At 46.8% G+C, this 21007-nt stretch carries 15 protein-coding genes; 11 read left to right on the plus strand and 4 right to left on the minus strand.

Annotated features, from left to right (window positions below):
• Positions 1-135 precede the first annotated feature (135 nt).
• Entirely contained in the window at positions 136-312 is a 177-nt protein-coding gene (locus E5S67_RS23215; protein ID WP_172190732.1) for a hypothetical protein, read from the plus strand.
• Positions 313-430: 118 nt separating this feature from the next.
• Positions 431-1099: a hypothetical protein gene (locus E5S67_RS23220; protein WP_172190733.1), complete on the plus strand. Its 669-nt coding sequence runs from the start codon at positions 431-433 to the stop codon at positions 1097-1099.
• A gap of 14 nt (positions 1100-1113) precedes the next feature.
• On the opposite strand, the gene guaA is transcribed toward E5S67_RS23220, so the two are convergent.
• Both guaA and cbiD read right to left on the minus strand, forming a co-directional pair.
• The gene (guaA, locus tag E5S67_RS23225; protein ID WP_479686925.1) at positions 1114-2715 is read right to left on the minus strand and encodes a glutamine-hydrolyzing GMP synthase; all 1602 of its coding nucleotides are present in this window, start codon (positions 2713-2715) and stop codon (positions 1114-1116) included.
• A 350-nt stretch (positions 2716-3065) separates the two neighbouring features.
• Positions 3066-4187, minus strand: a complete 1122-nt coding sequence (cbiD, locus tag E5S67_RS23230; protein ID WP_172190734.1) for a cobalt-precorrin-5B (C(1))-methyltransferase CbiD — start codon at positions 4185-4187, stop codon at positions 3066-3068.
• A gap of 421 nt (positions 4188-4608) precedes the next feature.
• On the opposite strand from cbiD, the gene E5S67_RS23235 reads away from it, so the two are divergent.
• The 4 genes from E5S67_RS23235 (at position 4609) to E5S67_RS23255 (ending at position 11609) form a co-directional block, all read left to right on the plus strand.
• Complete coding sequence (locus E5S67_RS23235; protein ID WP_172190735.1) at positions 4609-5037, plus strand: STAS domain-containing protein; 429 nt, start codon at positions 4609-4611, stop codon at positions 5035-5037.
• A gap of 313 nt (positions 5038-5350) precedes the next feature.
• Positions 5351-6784 (plus strand): MFS transporter, encoded by a 1434-nt coding sequence (locus E5S67_RS23240; RefSeq protein WP_172190736.1) that lies wholly within the window; start codon positions 5351-5353, stop codon positions 6782-6784.
• Positions 6785-7417: 633 nt separating this feature from the next.
• Entirely contained in the window at positions 7418-10186 is a 2769-nt protein-coding gene (locus E5S67_RS33610) for a phospholipase effector Tle1 domain-containing protein (RefSeq protein ID WP_246276947.1), read from the plus strand.
• A gap of 220 nt (positions 10187-10406) precedes the next feature.
• A complete protein-coding gene (locus E5S67_RS23255; protein WP_172190737.1) occupies positions 10407-11609 on the plus strand; it encodes a catalase family protein in 1203 nt (400 codons plus the stop codon).
• A gap of 257 nt (positions 11610-11866) precedes the next feature.
• On the opposite strand, the gene rpsD is transcribed toward E5S67_RS23255, so the two are convergent.
• Positions 11867-12475 carry a 30S ribosomal protein S4 gene (gene rpsD / locus E5S67_RS23260; protein ID WP_172190738.1) on the minus strand — a complete coding sequence of 203 codons (609 nt, stop codon included), beginning with the start codon at positions 12473-12475 and terminating at the stop codon, positions 11867-11869.
• A gap of 117 nt (positions 12476-12592) precedes the next feature.
• On the opposite strand from rpsD, the gene E5S67_RS23265 reads away from it, so the two are divergent.
• The gene (locus E5S67_RS23265) at positions 12593-13297 is read left to right on the plus strand and encodes a hypothetical protein (protein WP_246276948.1); all 705 of its coding nucleotides are present in this window, start codon (positions 12593-12595) and stop codon (positions 13295-13297) included.
• A 109-nt stretch (positions 13298-13406) separates the two neighbouring features.
• Positions 13407-13754 carry a rhodanese-like domain-containing protein gene (locus E5S67_RS23270; RefSeq protein WP_172190739.1) on the plus strand — a complete coding sequence of 116 codons (348 nt, stop codon included), beginning with the start codon at positions 13407-13409 and terminating at the stop codon, positions 13752-13754.
• Positions 13755-13846: 92 nt separating this feature from the next.
• On the opposite strand, the gene E5S67_RS23275 is transcribed toward E5S67_RS23270, so the two are convergent.
• Positions 13847-15571, minus strand: coding sequence for an AAA-like domain-containing protein (locus E5S67_RS23275; RefSeq protein WP_172190740.1), 1725 nt, complete (start codon positions 15569-15571; stop codon positions 13847-13849).
• Positions 15572-15874: 303 nt separating this feature from the next.
• Here E5S67_RS23275 and metK point away from each other — a divergent pair, with 303 nt between their 5' ends.
• The 3 genes from metK to E5S67_RS23290 all read left to right on the plus strand — a co-directional run bounded on the left by metK (position 15875) and on the right by E5S67_RS23290 (position 20765).
• A complete protein-coding gene (metK, locus tag E5S67_RS23280) occupies positions 15875-17137 on the plus strand; it encodes a methionine adenosyltransferase (RefSeq protein ID WP_172190749.1) in 1263 nt (420 codons plus the stop codon).
• A 202-nt stretch (positions 17138-17339) separates the two neighbouring features.
• Positions 17340-18515, plus strand: coding sequence for a glycoside hydrolase family 10-like protein (locus E5S67_RS23285; RefSeq protein WP_172190741.1), 1176 nt, complete (start codon positions 17340-17342; stop codon positions 18513-18515).
• Positions 18516-18848: 333 nt separating this feature from the next.
• Entirely contained in the window at positions 18849-20765 is a 1917-nt protein-coding gene (locus E5S67_RS23290) for a HEAT repeat domain-containing protein (protein WP_172190742.1), read from the plus strand.
• Positions 20766-21007: the final 242 nt, after the last annotated feature.

Below are 21007 nucleotides of genomic sequence, written 5' to 3' on the forward strand. Positions count from 1 at the left end.
AGGAACTTGTTTTTAATTGCTGAAATCACCAGTTTATAGGATTCGTATGTCTATTTTCAGAATCCTATCAAATAAGCATTCAACACTTCTGACTTAAACCAATGGTTAGAGATTTCCAAGAAAACCAGAACGCAATTGACCAATCTTTGGGGTGGTCAGTCTAATTTAGCTAAGCTGCGTAACGATGTACTACACGCAGGTTTTAGGAAAAATCCTAAAAGTGCAGAAAAGATTCTTAATGAAACCGATGAAATTATTGAAGAACTTAATGCGATCTCCAGAGAATGGAAGTTGACAGAAGATAATAATTGATTGTTCTCTGTGTATTTAAACATTGTAAGCCGATCGCTCTTTTTACTAAACACGATCGCCCTTTCCCCATGCTAAAATCAGCTCAATAAAATACGCAACCTAAATCTGGTAAGCGATTATGCCCTTCAGTGCTTATAAAACCATCGGTTCAGTCCTCAAAGAATTTCAAATTACCTACACGGAATCTAATTTTATAGTAGAAACAGAGTTTCCTGTCTCTGACTATTTTCGAGAAGATTTGGAATTTACAATGCGAGAGGGAGTCGTTGATAATTCTGAATTTGCAATTTGCGAAAATTTGATTTATCCAGTGATTAAAGAAGTTTGGAAGCGCTATTACAGCGGATTTGTTTTGTGGAGCCATCAATCTCTCACCTACGATCAATATCTTTCTGGATTTCCTGAATATATTTTAGCTAAACGTTCTTCATTAGGAAAAGTCGTTTTTGAACAACCTTACTTTTTGTTAGTTGAAGCGAAACAAGATAACTTTGAAAATGGATGGGCTCAGTGTTTGGCTGAAATGATTGCCGCACAGCGACTGAATGAAAACTCAGAGCAAGATGTTTTTGGAATTGTATCAAATGGGGGAATATGGCAGTTAGGCAAACTCAAATCTAATGTTTTTACTCGCAATCAAATGTTTTATACAATTCAAGAATTAGATCGGCTTTTTGCCGCGATCAATTACGTGTTTCAACAGTGCGAATTGCTGCTGGATGCTGAAATTGGCGATCGCAATTCAATAGTCTGTGCAGACGGACAAAAGTATTGTCCGCCTACTTAATAACTAACTACAAATCACTCCCACTCGATCGTTCCCGGCGGCTTAGAAGTAATATCGTAAACCACCCGGTTCACCCCCTTAACCTCATTCACAATCCGATTCGATATCAGTTCCAACAAATCGTAAGGAACCCGCGCCCAATCAGCCGTCATCCCATCTTCACTCTTAATAAATCGCAGAACGATCGGGTAAGCATAAGTGCGCTGATCGCCCATCACCCCTACACTGCGAATCGGCAGCAAAACTGCAAAAGCTTGCCAAAGTTCGCCGTACAATCCGTGGCGGTTAATTTCTTGGCGAACAATGAAGTCAGCATCCCGCAAAATATTTAGTCTCTCTGCGGTAACTTCTCCTATAATCCGAATCGCCAATCCCGGGCCCGGGAAAGGCTGTCGGTTCACGATTTCTTCGGGAAGCCCGATCGAGCGGCCCACTTTTCGCACTTCATCCTTAAACAGTTTTCGCAGCGGTTCAATCAGCTTAAATCGCAAATCTTTCGGCAAACCCCCCACGTTGTGGTGGCTTTTAATTTTAACAGCAACTCGTTCGCCGCTTTTCGGGTCTGCATTAGTGTCAGCCGACTCAATCACATCAGGATAAAGAGTACCTTGTGCCAGGTAGTCGAAGGGGCCAAGACGCTTCGATTCTTCTTCAAATACGTTGATAAATTCGTGACCGATCCGCTTGCGTTTTACCTCCGGATCTGTAATCCCTTCAAGTTGAGCTAAAAAGCGTTCGCGAGCATTAACATACTCAACATCAATGTGGAATTGCTCTTTAAATAATTTTACCAACCGTTCTGGTTCATACTTCCGCATAAACCCTTGGTCGATAAACATACAGGTAAGTTGGTCGCCGATCGCCTTGTGCAGCAAGAAAGCCAAAGTAGAAGAATCTACACCGCCGGAGAGAGCCAGCAAAACTCGTTTATCCCCCACTTGCGCGCGAATTTCGCGAATCGATTGCTCCACAAAAGTAGCAGTCGTCCAAGTCGGCTCGCACTCGCAAATGTGGTAAACAAAATTGCGAATTAAAGCTATTCCCCCGATCGAGTGAACCACTTCTGGATGGAACTGAACGCCGTACAAATTTTTCTCGTGGTTAGCAACAGCAGCAGACGGAGTATTGTCCGTGTGAGCGAGGATCTCAAAACCCGACGGCAACTCGGAACATGAGTCTCCGTGGCTCATCCACATCGTGCTGCCTTCTTCGACATTTGTCAGCAAATCCGTAGGATCGTCAATAAATAGCGATGCCTTGCCGTATTCGGCTAACTTAGCCCGCTCAACCGTTCCTCCGAGCTGCTTTACCATCAACTGCATCCCGTAACACACTCCCAACACCGGTATTCCCAAATTCCAAATTTCTGGGTCGCATTGGGGAGCTCTTTCATCGTATACAGAACTCGGGCCTCCTGACAGAATAATTCCTTTAGGATTGATAGCTTTTAACTGTTCTGCCGTAGTGCGGTAAGAAATAACTTCTGAATATACTTGAGTTTCGCGAATGCGGCGAGCAATCAGTTCGGAATATTGCGAACCGAAGTCGAGAATCACGATCGTCTGGCGCTCTATCTGCTCCAGAAAAGAGTTTGTTAGGACTGATTCAGTTTCTATTTGAGTAGTCACGGTTATTGCGTAATTGCTAATTGCTAATTGGATCGACGAAAGTAGCGGAGGTATCTGTCGCCGTCTCATTGCAAGACTGAGGAAGGCGAGCAACCATTAGTCGCTAGGAATAAATCTTATTTATACTAGATTGCTGTCAGCGATGTTAGTCGATTAATAGAGTCGAGGGCAAGCATAGATTTAGTTCGATCCTTACCCTAATTAATTGAACTATTGCGTCAAAAATTGCTTCCCGAAGCAACCTAGTATAATTAAGGTCTAGGGACAGAGAATTATTACTTATTAAATATTATCCCTGACCGATGTTTTAAACAGAATTCAGGGATATTCACACTACATTAACAAATTTGGGTCAGAAATGTATCTCCTATGTCACTTTTAACAATAATTTTGCGATCGCGCCCGAACATCACCGAGCCAACGGGGATGCGCAAGTTAGTGTGAGTAAAAATGCAATCCGATGAGCGCAAGTCTATTTGTCGCGCGATGTCGCCGTAAATTCGAGCGACCCAATTGCTGCCAGTTTGAGCATCCAAAGCCCGCAATTGTCCGAGAGCGTCTTCCGCCGTCGCTGCGGCAAAAATTTCCGAACACGCATCAGCGGGCATTCCAGCTTTAGCACAGTAAGCTGTGAGAATTTCCCTGCGCCCGTCAGCGAGGTGGTGGTGAGTATGAAAAATTCCCGCCGCCAATTTCATCAGTTTCCCGTGATAGCCAAACAGCAAAATTGACTGCACGCCCTGACATCCTGCTTCTACAAGCAGCGGGCCCAGCCAGTTAGCGGTTTTGACGAGCCGATCGGGATTGATCCCCAGTTGTCGCGCCAAATCCAAGCCGTTTTCGCCGATGCAGAATACTAAAGTGTCAAACAGTTCGGCTTTTTGTTGCAGTTGTTCGCGGTAAACTTCCAACTGTCCCGGGGCGCTCAGCGGTTGAGAAATGCCAGTTGTACCCAGCAGCGAAAGTCCTTCTACAACGCCGAAAGCTTCGTTAGAAGTGCGGGTGGCTAGTTGACGCCCTGACGGCAGAATCAGGGTGACAGTAATTTTTTCGGACGGTGCGAGTTCTCGGCTCAGATTCGATCGCAGCAGGCGCATCGCGTAATCATAGATTGCCGCTCCTCCACCTGCTTTGTGATGTCCAATTCCCTCGCCGCCAACAATCTGTATTTGTTCCCCCTCTTCCCCTCTCTCCAATTCCACCATTGCCCAAACGGGGGTATTCCGAGTCAGATCGAGATTGTCCCCCGGATCGGAGCGAGTCACGCCCAAAGCGGTACCAGTTTTGAGCACAGATGCCTGCTCGATCGGAATTGCTGCCGTTATTGGGGGTTCCAGTAAATTTACTGATACACTATCTAAAGACTTAATACCATCACGCAAGCACCGCAAAGCTGCAAGTGCAGCCGCACAGGCAAATACTGGCAGTGTATACCCGGATAAAGGTTGAGTTTTAGTCACGCTCAAATTCAGAAATCCGTAAATTTGCCGGCGATCGACATCACGCCTTAGCAGTGATACCCCTCAAACATTTAAGTTTGATTCTAGGGTTTGCTATTATCATCAGTTAGCGTAAATTTTGTCAAGTCATTATTTTGTCCTGCCAGTTGCCGATCGCAGCCACACTTTTCTTGAGGTGCGCTCGCCAACAACCGACTCCGAAGCCTTACGGGCACGTACGGGTGATTTCCCTAAACAACCAGGAATCTCGATCGCGAGCGCTGGGACTGACCAACTGATTCCAGGAATTAAGTACAATTACTGTAAACAGGTTCAAAAAAAAGATGGTTACAGCTATCTTGCACAGACGTTGCACCCTTTTTCCTCGCATCTACCCCGTCCTGAGTACAGGTATGGTGAGGGGTTCGCAGGAGGAGGAAAGATGAAGAACGCCACTACCTTCACGGCGTCAGTTGTTTCGGATTCAACCGCTCAACTAGATCCAGAAACCACCGCATCCAACACCATTGTTTTGCAACCCAAGGGCTGCCTCGGCGGCATCGCTGTCCTAGATTTCCAAACCAATTTGGAGCAAGCCTTAGAAACGGCTGCCCTTGGAGTTGTCGTGGATATGCAGCAAGTGGATGCTGTCGCCCCAGAGGCAATTGCCGCCCTGGCCCGAGGGCTGGAGTTAGCAGCTATACTCGGCAAGTCGATCGTCTTACATTCTATAGATTTAGCTAGCCGTAAAGGTTTGAGAGCCGAGTGGAGGATCTCGCGCGAAATTTGCTTTGGCCCTTGGGGGGACTTGTTTGAGGTGGAATTCGAGCAATTTTTGTCAGGCGAAATGCTGCGATCGCTTCCTTGTTAAGCCCTAACACCTAATTTTGTACAATTAGCAAATTTATATCTCCCAAGCGGTTGATGTCTCAGCGATCGCTTGCGCTCTATATTAATAACAATTACCCGGAAGTGCCAGTCTAGCTTTCAAGCTAACATCTTGAAGGCGGGGCTGGTTTTATCTTAATAGGCTAGCTCAGCAATTCCTAGCAGAAATATTAAATTTTTTTGACACCTGCGCATGAAAAATAATTTAATGGCCGGCCAGCCTCAAACCCTTGCCAAACCAAGATTTTGCAATTAATTCTTTAATCTGCGATCTAAAATATAAAATTCTATGACTTATGGTTGAACCAGTTGCAGAGTTAAATCAACCTCTATCTTTCCAGACTCCAGAAATACTAGATAATCAAATATCTCAGCTCGTTCTACCTCCAAAAACAGCTCTCAAAATTTCTAAACAAGACATTCGCTCGACTCTCAAAGCCTCAATTCTGGACGGCGTTTTTGCCAGTGTCTTCGAGTCGGCGACCGCCGGCGTGCTGCTGAGCAACTTCTTGCTGCAACTCGGTGCCAGCAGCGTGGAAATAGGTATATTCTCTGCTATTCCGATGGTGGTAAATCTCCTGCAACCATTAGGAGCCTACATCGCAGACCGCACAACCAGTCGCTACTGCTACAACCTAGGGATATTCGGCGTGTCTCGGCTGCTGTGGCTGGTGCTGGCGGTGGCAATTGTTTGGGGTTCCCAGCACGCAGACTCCCACCAACTGCTGCTGTGGACGCTGGCAACCGTCCTAGCAGCTAGCGTGCTAGGAGCTTTTGCCAGTGCTAACTGGTTTAGTTGGCTCGCCGCCGTGGTTCCTCAGCGTTTGCGGGGACGCTATTTTGGCTTTCGCAACAGTGCTACGAGCTTGATTAGTTTGCTGGGAGTGCCGCTCATGGGATTGTCCGTGTCAACTTGGGGCGCAGATCCAATTTTGGGCTACGGTGTTGTTTTATTGGTGGGTGTTTTGGCGGGAATGATTAGTTTGGGGTGTCAATTCTTCATGGTTGATGTGAATCCGCAGGTATACAAAAAATATGCAGAGAGCGATCGACTTACAGAGAAAAAAGAAAAGCAAATAACAGATTTTGTGCCTTCTGTACTCAAAGATTCTAATTTCTTAATGTTTATTCTTTACTTCAGCGTGTGGACATTTGCAGTTAATCTCAGCGCGCCTTTTTTTAATATCTACCTGCTGAAAGAATTAAGCTTGGATGTGAGTTTGGTAACGATTTACACCAGCTTTAGTTCCGGGGCAAATCTACTGCTGCTGATGTTTTGGGGCAAGTTGGCCGATCGCTTGGGAAATCGCCCCCTGCTAATTGCGGTGGGGCTGGTGGTGGCGATAACGCCTTTGCTGTGGTTGGGTACGGGCAATTACCCGTTTGCGGTTTGGGTGTGGCTGCCGCTGCTGCACTTGCTGGGGGGAACGACTTTAGGGGCGATCGGCTTGTGCACTAATAATATTCAAATGGAGATAGCGTCGATCGAGCAACCTTCGACTTATTTTGCGATCGCCGCAGCAGTTTCGGGATTGGCTGGGGCTTTGGGAACTACTGCAGGCGGGTTTGTTGCCCAACTTCCCGGCATGAGTTTGGGAGCACTCTTTGCCCTCTCGGCTGCTGTGCGATTGGTAGGGTTGCTGCCTTTGATTTTGGTGCGAGAACCCCGCAGCCAGTCGCTGCGGTCGATCGTCCCTACTTTTGGACGCTTCAAATTAGACCGGGGCTAGAAAATTTTCGCACAAATTTATCGATCGAGAAACCAGAAAAGCCCACAGATTGTTAAAAACTTCAAGCACATCGCAGAAAATCTGAGAGTCGCTGCAACAAATTTTCATCCAAAACACAGTCCAAACCTGCTATGGGTGTGGTTAATACGTCACCATTATCTTGCAGATAACTTACAACTCGATCGGATATAGCTGTTCTAAAAACTGACCAGGCAGAGCGTAAATGTGTTTAAATGTTTGTTAGCTATGGCATCAGATCGTTGCTCCTGTTAGGAGAATCAAGCATTTTCCCAGAACCAAAGCTACTATTTCACACTCTAAATTTTTTACTTTTTAAGAGAATCGAGCCTTTTCCCAGAACCAAAGCTACTATTTCACTCTGTAAACATTTTAATTTAAGAAATATAAATAAAATTAACATTTTAATACAGCCAACTACACTATAGGGTGTTTTGGGACTAATATCCTGAGAATCGAAATAGCTAAAGATTGCCCAGCCACATAACAATTTCAAGCCAAAAATTAGCAGGGAGCGCCTGACGCGACACAAAAACGCGAATTGGCAATTCTCTTGTAACCGATTACCAATGACAGCTCGCTATCAAATTTCCGATTCAAAGAGAGAATGTAAATATGAAACGTCTGATCGTTTGCTGTGATGGAACTTGGAACAAACTAGATACTGAGTGCCCAACTAATGTGCTTAAGCTTGCCCAGGCAGTGACACGAACAGCCAGTGACGGGGTTCCGCAGATCGTGTTTTATGACGAGGGAATTGGAGTCGACAGTAACAAGATTGTGGGCGGAGTCACTGGGCTGGGAATCGATAAAAATATACAAGATGCCTATCGTTTTCTTTCTCTCAACTACGATCGCGGTGACGAAATCTATCTATTCGGGTTCAGTCGCGGTGCTTACACAGTCAGGAGTCTAGCGGGGATGATCTATTGCTCCGGTCTCCTATCGCGCCGTTATATTACCAAGGCATCACAAGCTTACGAGCTTTACCGTGACCGAGGCGTTAAACCAAATGATGACCAAGCAAAGCGTTTCCGCAAAGATTACGGTAAAGATAACGGCGATAGCGTCCCGATTACCTTGCTCGGTTGTTTCGACACCGTTGGAGCTCTTGGTATTCCTCTGGTACCCGTCTTGAAGAAGTATGAAGAACCGCTCAAAAAAAGGTACAAATTCCACGACACCACTTTAAATAAGGATATTGAGAATGCGTTGCACGCCGTTGCGATCGACGAAGTTCGCGCAATCTTTGATGTTACCTTGATGAAGAAAAATCCTGATGCCCCGAAGCAGAAGCTTCGTCAAGTTTGGTTTCCAGGCGAGCATGGCTGCATCGGCGGTGGTACGCCAGCATACCGCGGGTTATCAGATACTGTCTTGAAGTGGATGTTGGATCAACTCAGTGACCTTGAATTGAAGCTTGAATTCGAGCCAGAGGCCATTAAGGATATCCAGCCTAATTATAAGGCTCCATTTCAAAACAATCCTGGGTTCTTCAAATTGGCAGGAATCAAGTGGCGCGAGGTGGGGGATACCATTGACGATCTTCATGAAAGCGCGATCGAGCGTTTTCAAAGCGCAGACATCCCGTACCACCCCAAGAATCTAGAACCGCTTTTATTATCTAATAAACCCTTAAAACTAATTGCAGAGGATAAAGAAGACTCGATCAAGATCCCGGCGGAATTGAGCCGTGGCAATCAATCAAATCTACAAGAACCAAAACGAGAAACAATTATGCCTTCAAAAAGAGACACCTCAAGAGACGGGCAGAAAAACAAAATCGAGACTTTGCTTTTAACTAACTTCAAGCCGCTTTGGAACTTCATTCAAAGCAACGAGGGGCTTAGCAAAAAAGTGAACAAAACCCTGATTAACAATGCCGTCTTAAAAATTCCAACTCGCCCCTATGCGTTTAGTACCATGTCTCCCTACACCTCTTGGGAGTCATTAAACGATCGCTCTTATTCGGGACTTCATCTACCGCCTACTGATTGGAAGCCTTTAACAAATAAAAGCTACGTAGGGGTTAATTTAAGCCCCACAGAGAATTTTGAAAAGAATCTCCCGCCTATTAAGGATTTGGAGGTATTGTACCGCAAAAAAGGAGGGAAGACGAAATATTCGGCCAAATCCTCTCTTATGTTCCCCTATTTCGTGCAATGGTTTACCGACAGTTTCCTGCGAACAGATCGACTGGATCACCGCAAAAATAGCTCCAACCACCACATCGATCTGTGTAACGTCTATGGGTTGAACGCAAATATTACTAAGCTGCTGAGATCTCATCAAGGAGGCAAGCTAAAGAGCCAAATTCTCAATGGCGAAGAATATCCTCCTTTTTACTATGATGAGAACGGACAGCCTAAGGAAGAATTCAAAGGAATTCCCCATCAAATAGTCGGTGAATACGACGAAAAGAAATCGGATAAACTACCCTCTGAAAAGAGACAAAAATTATTTGCAATGGGGATAGAGTTAGAGCGGGTCAATGTGCAAATTGGCTATGTAATGCTCAACGTTCTTAGCTTAAGAGAACACAATCGCGTATGCGACCTCTTGGCAAAAAATTATCCAACTTGGGATGATGAACGTCTTTTCCAAACCGCCAGAAATATCGTGATGGCGGAGTTTCTGAAAATTGTGCTTGAGGATTATATCAACCACCTTACTCCCTATCACTTCCAATTCTTCACCGATCCCCCAGCGTTTATTGATGAAAAATGGTATCGCAACAATTGGATGATGGTAGAATTTACTTTAGTTTATCGTTGGCATAGTATGCTGCCCGATAAGCTAATTCATGAGGGGAAGGAAATGTCTATGCCCGAGTCGATGTGGAACAATGATATGATCATTAACAAGGGTTTGGGAGCTATATTTGAAGAAACTTGTTCCCAACCAGCAGCGCAATTGGGTTTATTCAATACGCCTGATTTCCTAATTCCAACTGAGACAGCGAGCATTCGTGCAGGTCGTGCAGCCAAATTAAGAAGCTACAACGATTACCGCGAACTGTGCAAGTATCCACGGGTGACCGATTTCAATCAAATTAGTGGCGATGAAGATGTCCAAAAAGAATTGAAACGATTGTACGGTCACGTAGACAACATTGAGTTGTATGTTGGACTCTACGCAGAAGATTTGCGGCCAAATTCAGCCTTACCTCCTTTAGTCGGACGACTGATAGGAATTGATGCCTTTTCTGAAGCTTTCACCAATCCGCTGCTAGCAGAAAATGTCTTCAATCCAGAAACTTTTTCGCCAGTAGGTTGGGAAGAGATTATGAATACCAAGACCCTCTCCCAAGTGCTAAATCGTAATGTTCCTCGCGGTAAAGAGTACAAAGTTTCTTTTTATAATGAGGGTTGGAAACCAGCTTAGAGCCTTGCATGGTTCATGGTATTGTAAAAATTAGGCAATTAACCATGAACCATCAACAATCAACAAACCAAGCTTGATATCAATTCCGATTGCACGAGCGACATGATAGTTCGGACACGGCAGTGCCGTGTCCCTACCCCGATTAATTGTAGGGACACGGCACTGCCGTGTCCTGATGGTTCGACACCGATCGCCCTAATCAGCTTTGCAAAGGTTTTTTATGAGCAAGAAGTTATTTACCGAATATCCCGAACAGGACGAACGCAAATACTACGATCTTTTGGTTGAGCAGGCCAAGCTTCGGATGGATAATCTTTACGGGGATAAGGAGCGGGCGCTGCGAGATACTCACGCCAAAACTCATGCGTGCGTTAAAGGAACTCTGGAAATTTTTGACTTCGATCAGCAAGCGATTAAACAGGAATTGGGAAAACGCGCTTCGTTAACTTCTTCGCAACTCAATGCTATTTCCCTTAAGCAAGGTTTGCTAGCAAAACCCAAAGAATATCCTGTTTGGTTGCGATTTGCTAACGGGGCTACCAAAGTATACCCTGATTACCAAAAAGATTCCCGCTCAATGTCAGTGAAAGTGATGGGGGTGGAAGGGGAACGACTCGCGCAAAGCCACGAGTCAAACACCCAGGACATCATTGTTCACAATTCAGAGATATTTGTGAGCCAAACCATCAAAGACTACTACGGCTTTTTTTCTGCTCTGGTTGAATCACCAGAGACATTGAAAAAGTGGCTAATGCGACATCCCAGACACTTTTTAGCTGTCTCAACGCTTACGGGTAGCCGGACTCCGAAGAGTTTGCTAACAGCCAAATATTGGAGCGGTTCACCCTCTGCTTTGGGTCTCAATCCCGATTTCGATCCCTCGCAACCTGGTGTAGTTCCTGTCGAATATCCGGCTGTAATTAAGTATGGGTTTACTCCGGTTTCATGCAAACCACCGCACGAGATAATTCCAGAACAATCTCGACCGGGAATTCCTAAAATTCCCTTTGTCGATCGCGCTAAAGCCTTGGGTTTAGATCCCAATAAACCAGACAATTATTACCGGAACGATCTAATTCAAGCCTTGGCGAAACCTGATGCCCAATATTGGTGGGATTTTGGCATTCAGTTCCAAACCAGCCTAAAAATGCCGATCGACGATGGCATCAATGTCTGGAAGGAACAGGAATCACCCTTCTTGAGAGTAGGTCGTCTCACTGTCAAGCATCAGATTATTGATTATGAAAAACAATCTGATTTCAACGAAAACCTGAGATATTCTCCCTGGAACGGCTTAGCAGTTCATCGTCCAGTAGGCGCGATCAATCGGATACGCGGTGTTGTTTACCCTGTTGTAGCGAATTATCGCCTTCAAAAGCGAGGTCTTGTCCACCAAGAACCAACCGGAGAAGAAACTTTTTAAGGGAATAATTTGAGGCTGGGACATCATTTAATGCCATCAGGCAGGTGTCGTCTGAGCAAATGGCAACTCAAAGAAGTTAACAAGCGAAACCTTCAAAAAATCCCATCCCTTTTTAGGGGGTGGGAGTGTTGAAAATTATGAACTCTTAGTCTCATTATTCAGTAGCAATTAATCAATAACTGGGTTCGTACCCAATTATTAATTATTCTGCTAGCAACCAACTGATGACTAATGACCAACGACTGATGACTAATAACTTAAGCTTGCCGCGAGTAGTATTCCACAACTAGCAGTTCGTTAATCTGTAGAGCAATCCACTCGCGTTCGATAACGCCATTAACTTTGCCAACCAGTTTTTGCTTATCAAATTCCAAGTGATTCGGCAAGTGAGCCAAGCCTGGGTCTTTGAGATTAGCTTCTACCATTGTGCGCGAGCGCTCTCTATTTTTCACCGCAACTACATCACCAGGCTTGCACTGATAGCTGGCGATATTGACTTCACGGTCGTTGACAGTTATGTGACCGTGATTTACCAATTGTCTAGCGGACGGAATGGTTGGAGCCATTCCCATCCGAAACACAGTATTGTCCAAGCGCATTTCCAAAAATTGCAGTAACACTTGACCTGTGGAGCCCGTGACACGGCGGGCTTTGCGGACGTAACGGAGCAGTTGGCGTTCCGTCACACCGTAATTGAAACGGAGTTTTTGCTTTTCTTGCAAGCGAACCGCATACTCAGAGAGCTTTTTGCGGTTTTGACCGTGCTGTCCAGGCGGATAATCTCGTCTGGGGGTTTTGCGGGTTAGACCCGGCAACTCTTTCAGGCGACGGACGATTCTCAATCGGGGGCCTCGATATCGAGACATTTATTTTCCTCTCTAATATCTGTATGCAATTTTATGCAGACTCTATATTATATGTTGGTAACGATCAAAAATCCAACAAAGATCGATAAAAAACGATCGACCGCAGCGCGAGCCATAATGTGGGGTAAATTCTCAAGGAAAAGCCGATCGCTCGATCGCCCCAATCAGCCAAAAAAACTCACTATTCGATCTGCCATGCACAATCGCAATTTTTCCCGCACTTCTTCCCCAAAGCCAGCACCGACAGGCTCAAACCCTACCGCGCGCTGGATATTGGCTCTCGGCACGCAGCTAGCAGCACTCGGTTTGTTGGCCAGTGCACTGCCAATCTCGCCAGCATCAGCCATCACTATTAGAATCCCTCGCAATAGGAATCCCTATCGCGTCTGCGCCCTGGAACTAATCGAAGCCGGAGTGGGCGCCGAGGCAGCCGCCTCCGCTTGTGCTGACGCCCTCCGCCCCCGCGACATATCTAAATGCGCTCTCCAAATCAACCGCAAAACCAATATTTCTGGTGTCGAAGCGCTCTCTAGCTGTCGGCGGGTGAGGCGTCCCGCCGAATTGGCTACTTGCGTAGTGAATATTAACGGCAAAACTCGAACTCAACCTGCGGCTCCCCTGTTAGTGCTCGATGGGTGTCGCCGCAGTTTATTGCCACAACAGTTTGCTGAATGCGTAGTCGGTTTGAGCGGCAGGCTCGACTTTCCCACTGACAGGTTAATCGCCACTTGTCTCGACCCGAGGGACACAGTGAGCTTGGACGGGCGTCCTGCACCTACTCCTCCTGTGGAGCTAATTTCACCGCCTTCGCTGCCCAATTAATCACTGTTGACTGTTAACTGTTGACTGTTAACTGTTGACTGTTGACTGTTGACTGTTGACTGTTAACTGTTAACTGACTAATGACTAATGACTACTTTTTTATAATCAAATGTCAGAAATTTTTGCTCAAATTACAGTCGAAGAATTAGGTCGCCAATTAGCAGAAACCAATGCTGAGAAATTGCAGCTTGTAGACGTGCGGGAACCTCACGAAATTGAACTCGCGGCGCTGCCGGGATTTGTAGCTTTTCCGTTGAGCGAGTTTGCCGAATGGTCTGGTGAAATTGACGCTAGACTCGATCGCGACAAAGAAACCCTAGTTCTGTGCCATCACGGAGTGCGATCGGCTCAAATGTGCCACTGGTTAGCCGAGCGAGGATTTACCAACGTTAAAAATATCGTTGGCGGTATCGATGCTTACTCAATGGTGGTCGATCGAAGCGTTCCCCGCTATTAACCTCAAATCCAGTTCTGAACTATCGTTTTCTTCAGAGTCCGCGCGGGCGGACTTTGTATGTGTAGAAACGAATTATATTCCCCCGGGATTAGCTAATTAACAGCAGCAAATCGAAAATTTAAAAGCTTACTCATAGTGAGCCGATCGCGCCCCTGCCTTTTCGAGTGATAAAGAGCCTCATCAGCCGCCAGTACCAGCGTTGCTGCATCATTTTCCTGCCCCGGAACAACGCTGGCAATTCCCAAACTAATCGTTACCACAGAATTAGGCAGACCGTCAAATTTTTCCGGGTTAAAAAAAATCTTCAAATCTTTAACTTTCACTCTAATGTGTTCGGCAACAAGCAGAGCGCTCGCCGCATCAGTTTGAGGTAAAATAACAGCAAATTCCTCGCCTCCGTAGCGAGCGGCTACATCAGCAGGACGCTGGAGCGATCGGCGAATTGTCTGAGCTACCTCTCGCAAACAATCATCTCCAGCTTGATGTCCGTAGGTATCATTATATATTTTGAAAAAATCGATGTCGCACATAATCAAAGATATCGGCGACCCATCGCGAGCCATCTGTTTCCATTCCGCTCGCAAGCAACTGTCAAAATGCCGTCTGTTGCCAATTTGAGTAAGTTCGTCCACATTCACCAAAGCTAGCAGCCTTTCATTTTCTTGCTGCAACTCCTCCCAACCAACAGTCGAGAAACAGTCCTCGCACAAATTTTGCTCTTGAAAATACAGGCGATATAATTTGCAAGACAAGCTACAGTTATTTCCCTCTAATTTGACAAGTCCCATGCTGTTTAACTGATAGGCGATAAAAGGTTCTATGTGAACGCTATTTTTAGCACCGATAACCTGTTGGAAGGCGGATGCCAGTGCCGGCTGCTGTTGAATGGCGATCGACTGATTTTGCAAGTAGTCGCTATAAATGCCACTGTGAGTAGGAGCTGCTGTTAACAGTTCTGCCAACTCGGCTCGCCCCAGGTCTTCCCCAGGCTCGTCCCCATCGCCCGACTGGCGATTTTGCAGCAAAATTGCCAAGTGATAGAGCGCTAAATGCACTAAATAAGGATGCCCGCCTACCATGTTCATTAATTGCTCGATCGGATAGCTATCGCTCCAGTTCAGTCCGTATCTGCGCGCCAAATCTTGGACTTGTTCAGCAGTGAATTCTGAGAGTTTTATCGGCAGTCCTATATTAAATGGAGATTGATTAAGACTCAAAGCAATATAAATTTCTGTCGAGTGAATGACGACGATGCGGAGTTTTTGCCAACTTAGAATGTGTCGAGATTGTTCGTACCAAGAACGCAGCAGTGGCAGAAATTCTTGAGCAATATTGGCGCGTTCAAATACTAGGTTTACTTCGTTGAGTACCAAGACAACCGGACTGTCAATTTGTTCGAGCAAATAGTTCTCAAAGTAAAGAGTGCAGCTTACCTTGCTGCCCATATCTTCATCCCAGAATTTATCGAGATTTGGTTCGAGTTTGAGTTGCCGAGCGACATTGACACAAAGCCAGCGCAAAAATTTATCTAAACTACCAAAAACCGCTGCGTCGGCTTGCTGAAAGTCTACATTTACTGTGCGGTATCCACGCTCGGCTGCCGCGTGAATTATGCGCAGCATCAGCGAACTTTTGCCCATTTTTCTGGGACCTTTAATGCGAATCAGGCTCCCTGGCTTGCTAATTTCTGCGCAAGCTCGGGCTTCGGCGGGCGATCGATCGATATAAAATGGAGAGTCAATCGGTATTGGGCCGCCGGGAAATTCTAGGTCTGCAACCGTTTGGATTAAGTTCGGTGATTTTTGGATTCCTGCCATAGTCCTTCCGCGAGGCGATACCCTGACTGTATCTTACCTTTGTCAGCTGAGGGGGGTAGACTAGCGGTGTGTCCCAGCTCGATCGAGAATCATACAAAATCTAAGTTTTTAAAGACTTCCCACGACTGACTTTGCTATAGTAGTGTGACTTTACCCAATCTCAAACCCTGCTTCAACACTTCTGCAGACCGACAAAAATTCGACGGCGGCCCAGACGCCATGATTCTTGGCCATTACCTGAAAAATAATTCGTCGGTCGTCGATGTCGCGCAGGCTTCGCCCCCATCAAAGGAGGAACAATCATTGTCACGTCGCTACCTGTTTACCTCTGAATCCGTCACTGAAGGCCATCCCGATAAAATCTGCGATCAAATTTCAGATACGATTTTAGACGCCTTACTGACTGAAGACCCCAAAAGCCGCGTCGCAGCCGAAGTAGTCGTCAACACCGGCTTGATGCTGCTGACGGGCGAAATTACCACTAAAGCTCAGGTAAATTACATAGAATTAGCCCGGAAAAAAATAGCCGATATTGGCTACATCCACGCTGACAACGGCTTTTCTGCCAATAGTTGCTCAGTCTTGGTAGCTCTTGATTCTCAGTCTCCCGATATTGCTCAAGGGGTGAATACAGCCCACGAAAGCCGGGAACAATCGAGTGAAGAGGAATTAGACGCCATTGGAGCCGGCGACCAAGGCTTGATGTTCGGCTTTGCTTGCAACGAAACGCCGGAAATGATGCCTCTGCCGATCAGTTTAGCGCACCGGATTTGCCGTCAACTGGCAGCAGTCCGCAAAACCGGTCAGTTATCTTACCTGCGTCCCGACGGCAAAAGCCAAGTTACGGTGATTTACGAGGACGGCAAACCCGTTGGCATAGATACGATTTTAATTTCTACCCAGCACACCGAAACGATCGGCGACCTCACAGAAACAGCCGAAGTTCAAGCCAAGATCAAACAAGACCTTTGGGCTGCTGTCGTCCAACCCGTGTTTGCCGATATTAGCGTGAAGCCGGATGCAGAAACTCGCTTCCTTGTCAACCCCACCGGCAAATTTGTCGTCGGCGGGCCTCAAGGGGATTCCGGTTTGACGGGCCGCAAAATTATTGTGGATACCTACGGCGGCTATTCCCGTCACGGCGGCGGCGCTTTTTCTGGGAAAGACCCCACCAAGGTAGACCGCAGCGCGGCTTATGCTTGTCGCTACGTTGCTAAAAATATCGTAGCTGCTGGTTTGGCACAAAAGTGCGAAGTGCAGTTGAGTTATGCGATCGGCGTTGCGCGGCCTGTTAGCATGATGATCGAAACTTTTGGCACTGGAAAAGTTGATGACGATCGCCTTTTGGAAGTTGTGAAGCAACATTTTGAACTGCGTCCTGCGGGAATCATTCAGGCATTTAACTTGCAGAATTTGCCTGCTGAAAGAGGCGGCCGTTTCTATCAAGATGTAGCAGCTTACGGTCACTTCGGACGCACTGATTTAGATTTGCCTTGGGAGGAAACTGATAAGGCGGAACTCTTGAAAGAAGCTTTGAGCCAGAAGTTGTCGGGAGTAGCTGGATAGTACAATTTTGGGGTGCGCACTGCGCACCTTATCCATAATAATATCGGGTGCTACTAATCAAGGTAGGGTGCGCAGTGCGCACCTTATCTATAAATAATATCGGGTGTGCACCGCGCACCTTATCTATAAATAATATCGGGTGCTACAAATTAATAACGTAGCGTGCGCACCGCGCACCTTACAACAAAAATAGAATAAATAAATGCCATTTTTTACACCTTTCCAATCAGCAATTCGCAGTTTTGCTTCTTCGATCCAACAGCGGTTGGCGACGACTGGATTTTCTGCACCAAATCCAGCAACGCTGCCAAGTTCGTTTGCGACTAACAATCCTGGTGGAATTCGCGGCGTTTGGATACCCACCACTGACTGCAAAGTTCTCACATCAAAAGAGCGAATTGCTGAGGCAATGGACTTTCTCGCCGATACGGGATTTAATACCGTTTTTCCTATAATTTGGAGCCAGGGTTATACGGCTTATCCTTCTCAAATTATGCGAGAAAACTTTGGGGTGGAAATTGACTCGCGCTATCAAGGTCGCGACCCCTTAGCAGAAATATGTGTTGAGGCCAAGAGAGTTGGTTTAAAAGTGATTCCTTGTTTTGAATACGGATTTGTGAGTTCTTACAATCGCAAGGGCGGTCATTTGCTCGCGAAAAAACCTGAGTGGGCCGCCCGTGATTCCAGCGGCAATTTACTTAAGAAAAATAACTTTGACTGGATGAATTCTCTTGACCCGGAAGTGCAAAACTTTGTGCTGGGGTTGATGCTGGAAGTTGCTAAGAATTATCCGGTAAACGGCGTTCAAGGAGACGATCGCATTGCGTTTCCCGTAGAAGGCGGTTACGACGAAAAAACGGTTAAACGCTATCGAGAAGAGTGCGGTAAAGCAGCGCCGTCGAATTGTAAAGACAAACATTGGCTGCAATGGCGCGCTGATATTATTACTAAGTTTGTGGCTCGTTTACACCGAGAAGTAAAAGCTATTAATCCTGATTTGTTGCTGTCGATGTCGCCGAGTCCTTATGAGTGGGGACTGGAAGAATATTTGCAAGATTCTAAAGCTTGGGTTGACCAAAACTTGGTCGATTTGCTTCACCCGCAGTTTTATCGCCGCGATTTTAACGCTTACAAACAATTGGTAGATAAACTGATCGAGAGACAGCTTAGCGGGCAGCAAGTAAAGTGCGTGTCGCCCGGGATTTTGTTGACGAATCGAGGCAGCAAATATAGTATAACTCCCGAGCTGTTGTTGCAAGTAATTGCTTACAACCGCTCTCGCGGCATTCAAGGAGAAGTGATGTTTTTTTACGAAGGTTTGCGAGATAACGGTAACGCTTTGGCTGAGGTTTTGAAAAAAGGGCCCTATGCTCGTTGAGAGATTGTCCCGGAATCAAGCTGTTTCCGGTTGGCTGCGGTCAACCGCGCCGATCGCTCTTTCAAACCAACTTGCTATAAAATGATATAGCAGAGTTAGGCTATCTAACAACCCAGCGAGGCCAAGCAGCAAGCGCTACTAATTGTCAAGCCGATCGCCCAAAAAAACCCGATAATTAATAATTGGGCAGTTGCAAAAATAGTGGAATAAGACATATTTTAGAAGTGGTGCAAGCTTTTTTGAGAAGTAGCGTTTTGTAGACGCTATATTATTTTTTATACACACAATTTAAAATAGCAATCTCAAGCGCTCGCTAAAATATTAGGTAAATCAATGAACGCCGCAGCAACCCTCATCCAACAGCTACCCGATCTCAGCGATGCTCAATTCAATCAAAAATATTTGAAACAAAAAGAAGGGATGCGCACCTTGGCGACAATATTGCCGCAAGTAGAAGAGCAAAGTCTGGCTTTGCGGGCAGTAAAATTAGCCCTAAAAGTAAATTTAAAACTCGGCTCGAAGCTAGCAGGAACGGTAAAGCCAGAATTTCAAACATCCACAATAAAATTAATCCAAAAAATCCCAACTTCGCCGCTGCTCAAAATTAAACTGCTGGCCCTAACAAGTTCGGATCTGGCAATTCCGATGCTGGTGGCAACATTGAACCACAAAGAAAGTGCAGTGCGCCTTCATGGCATTCGGGCGATCGGCAAAATCGGCTCCGAAGCAGCAGTAATTGAATTAGCCCGATCGCTCGAATCCGAAGATTCCCAAGTGCAAGCTTGGGCGGCTTGGGCTTTAGGAGAAATCAACTCGAAACCAGCAGCCTCCGCACTGCTCAAAGCGCTCAACCACAAAGCCTCCGGGGTGCGCGTCTGGGCTGTTTGGGCTTTGGGCAAAATTAACCCGAAAACAGCCGTCCCCGCACTGCTCAAAGCCCTCAAACACCAAGACTCCGAAGTGCGCTGGCGGGCGGCGGTCAACTGCGGGAAAATCGGCGTCTCTGAGGTAGTTCCCGGGCTAATAAACGCCCTTAGAGACTCGAATCACATCGCCCGCGCTAGGGCCGCGACGGCTTTGGGGAAAATCGGCAATTGTGAGGCAGTACCCAGCTTAGTAGAATTGCTCCACGACGATCCCGACTCCTATGCAGTTTCTTTGAGGGCCGCCGAGGCCTTGGGACAAATCGGCACGGAAACGGCTGTGGCCGGCCTGCTGGAAGCCCTCAACCATGACGACTCAGACGTGCGCGGCAGTGCAGTTTCTGCCTTGGGGGAAATCAGCAGCGAGGTGGCTGTGGTGGCGGTAATGCGATCGCTCTCGGATCGAGACATTTTCGTGCGCGGCAGGGCGGCGGTTGCCCTGGGGAACATCAGTACAGCCGGAGATGCTAACTTGCAAAAAATGGTGACAGCGGGACTGGCGATCGCAATTGGCGACAGCGAATCTTATGTCCGGTGGAGAGTTGCTGCTGCTTTGGGGGAAATTGGGACAGAGGAAGCTGTGGCAGGTTTGGTGCGGCTGCTGGGGGACGAAACCTCTGGAGTGCGTCACAATGCTGTTAAATCCCTCGGTCAAATTGGCTCAACGGCGGCTATTTTGGCTCTGGAAACAGCTTTAAACCGAGAATTTGCTGACGTTCGCGCCCTGGCTGCCCAATACTTGGCAGATGTCAGCACTGAGGCAGAAACAGTTGATTTTGAACCATCAGTTGCCGCAGATTTATCGGATCGAAAATTGCCGAAAATCCTGATTGCTTCGGAAGCAGAAGCCAGCGAATACACTGTCGATCGCGCTGTGGGGCGCGAGATCGAATACCTGATCTCGATCGGCAGTCCGGGCGTGGCAGATCCCAGAAATTTTCACAAAGTCCCGAACCGACTGCGGCTGGAATTTAACGACCTCGACACCCCCGTTGACGACCCCGATCAAATCTTGCCTACCCTTGAGGATGTACTGAAAATTATTGATTTTGCCCTCAAAATGTCGTCGCAGGGAGGCAGTTTGCTGATCTGCTGCCAAAGTGGAATCAGCCGTTCAACGGCCACAGCTTTGATTGTTTGTGCTGCGCTGTTGGGTCGCGGCAAAGAACGGGAAGCTTGGGCAGTTGTGCTCGCCGCTAGACCCCAAGCCAAGCCGAACCGCTGGATGGTACACTTGGCGGATGAAGCGTTGGGTAGAGACGGTAAGCTAGCACTCGCGATCGAATTGACCGCTGCCACTCCAGAACTCGCAATTGCCAACAGTTGACTCGCAGAAACCGGGTTTCTTTTCGTAAGCCCTACAGTTATACTCTACTAACGAGACTTCATCTCAGACTTGTTTTTGCGGGGCAACGGTGCCAAAAGCCGATCGCCAGGGTGCAAAAGTTCGATCGGCTGCCGCATTTGTGACATTCTGTGCTACAAAGTCGTCGGATGCTCAACAAAAACTGTCAAGCAATCGTCGCATTGCTGGCAGCAAAACTCCAAAGCTGAGGAATCGGGTGCATT

Origin of the sequence: Microcoleus asticus IPMA8 (assembly GCF_013179805.1) — a bacterium.
Lineage (GTDB): Bacteria > Cyanobacteriota > Cyanobacteriia > Cyanobacteriales > Microcoleaceae > Microcoleus > Microcoleus asticus.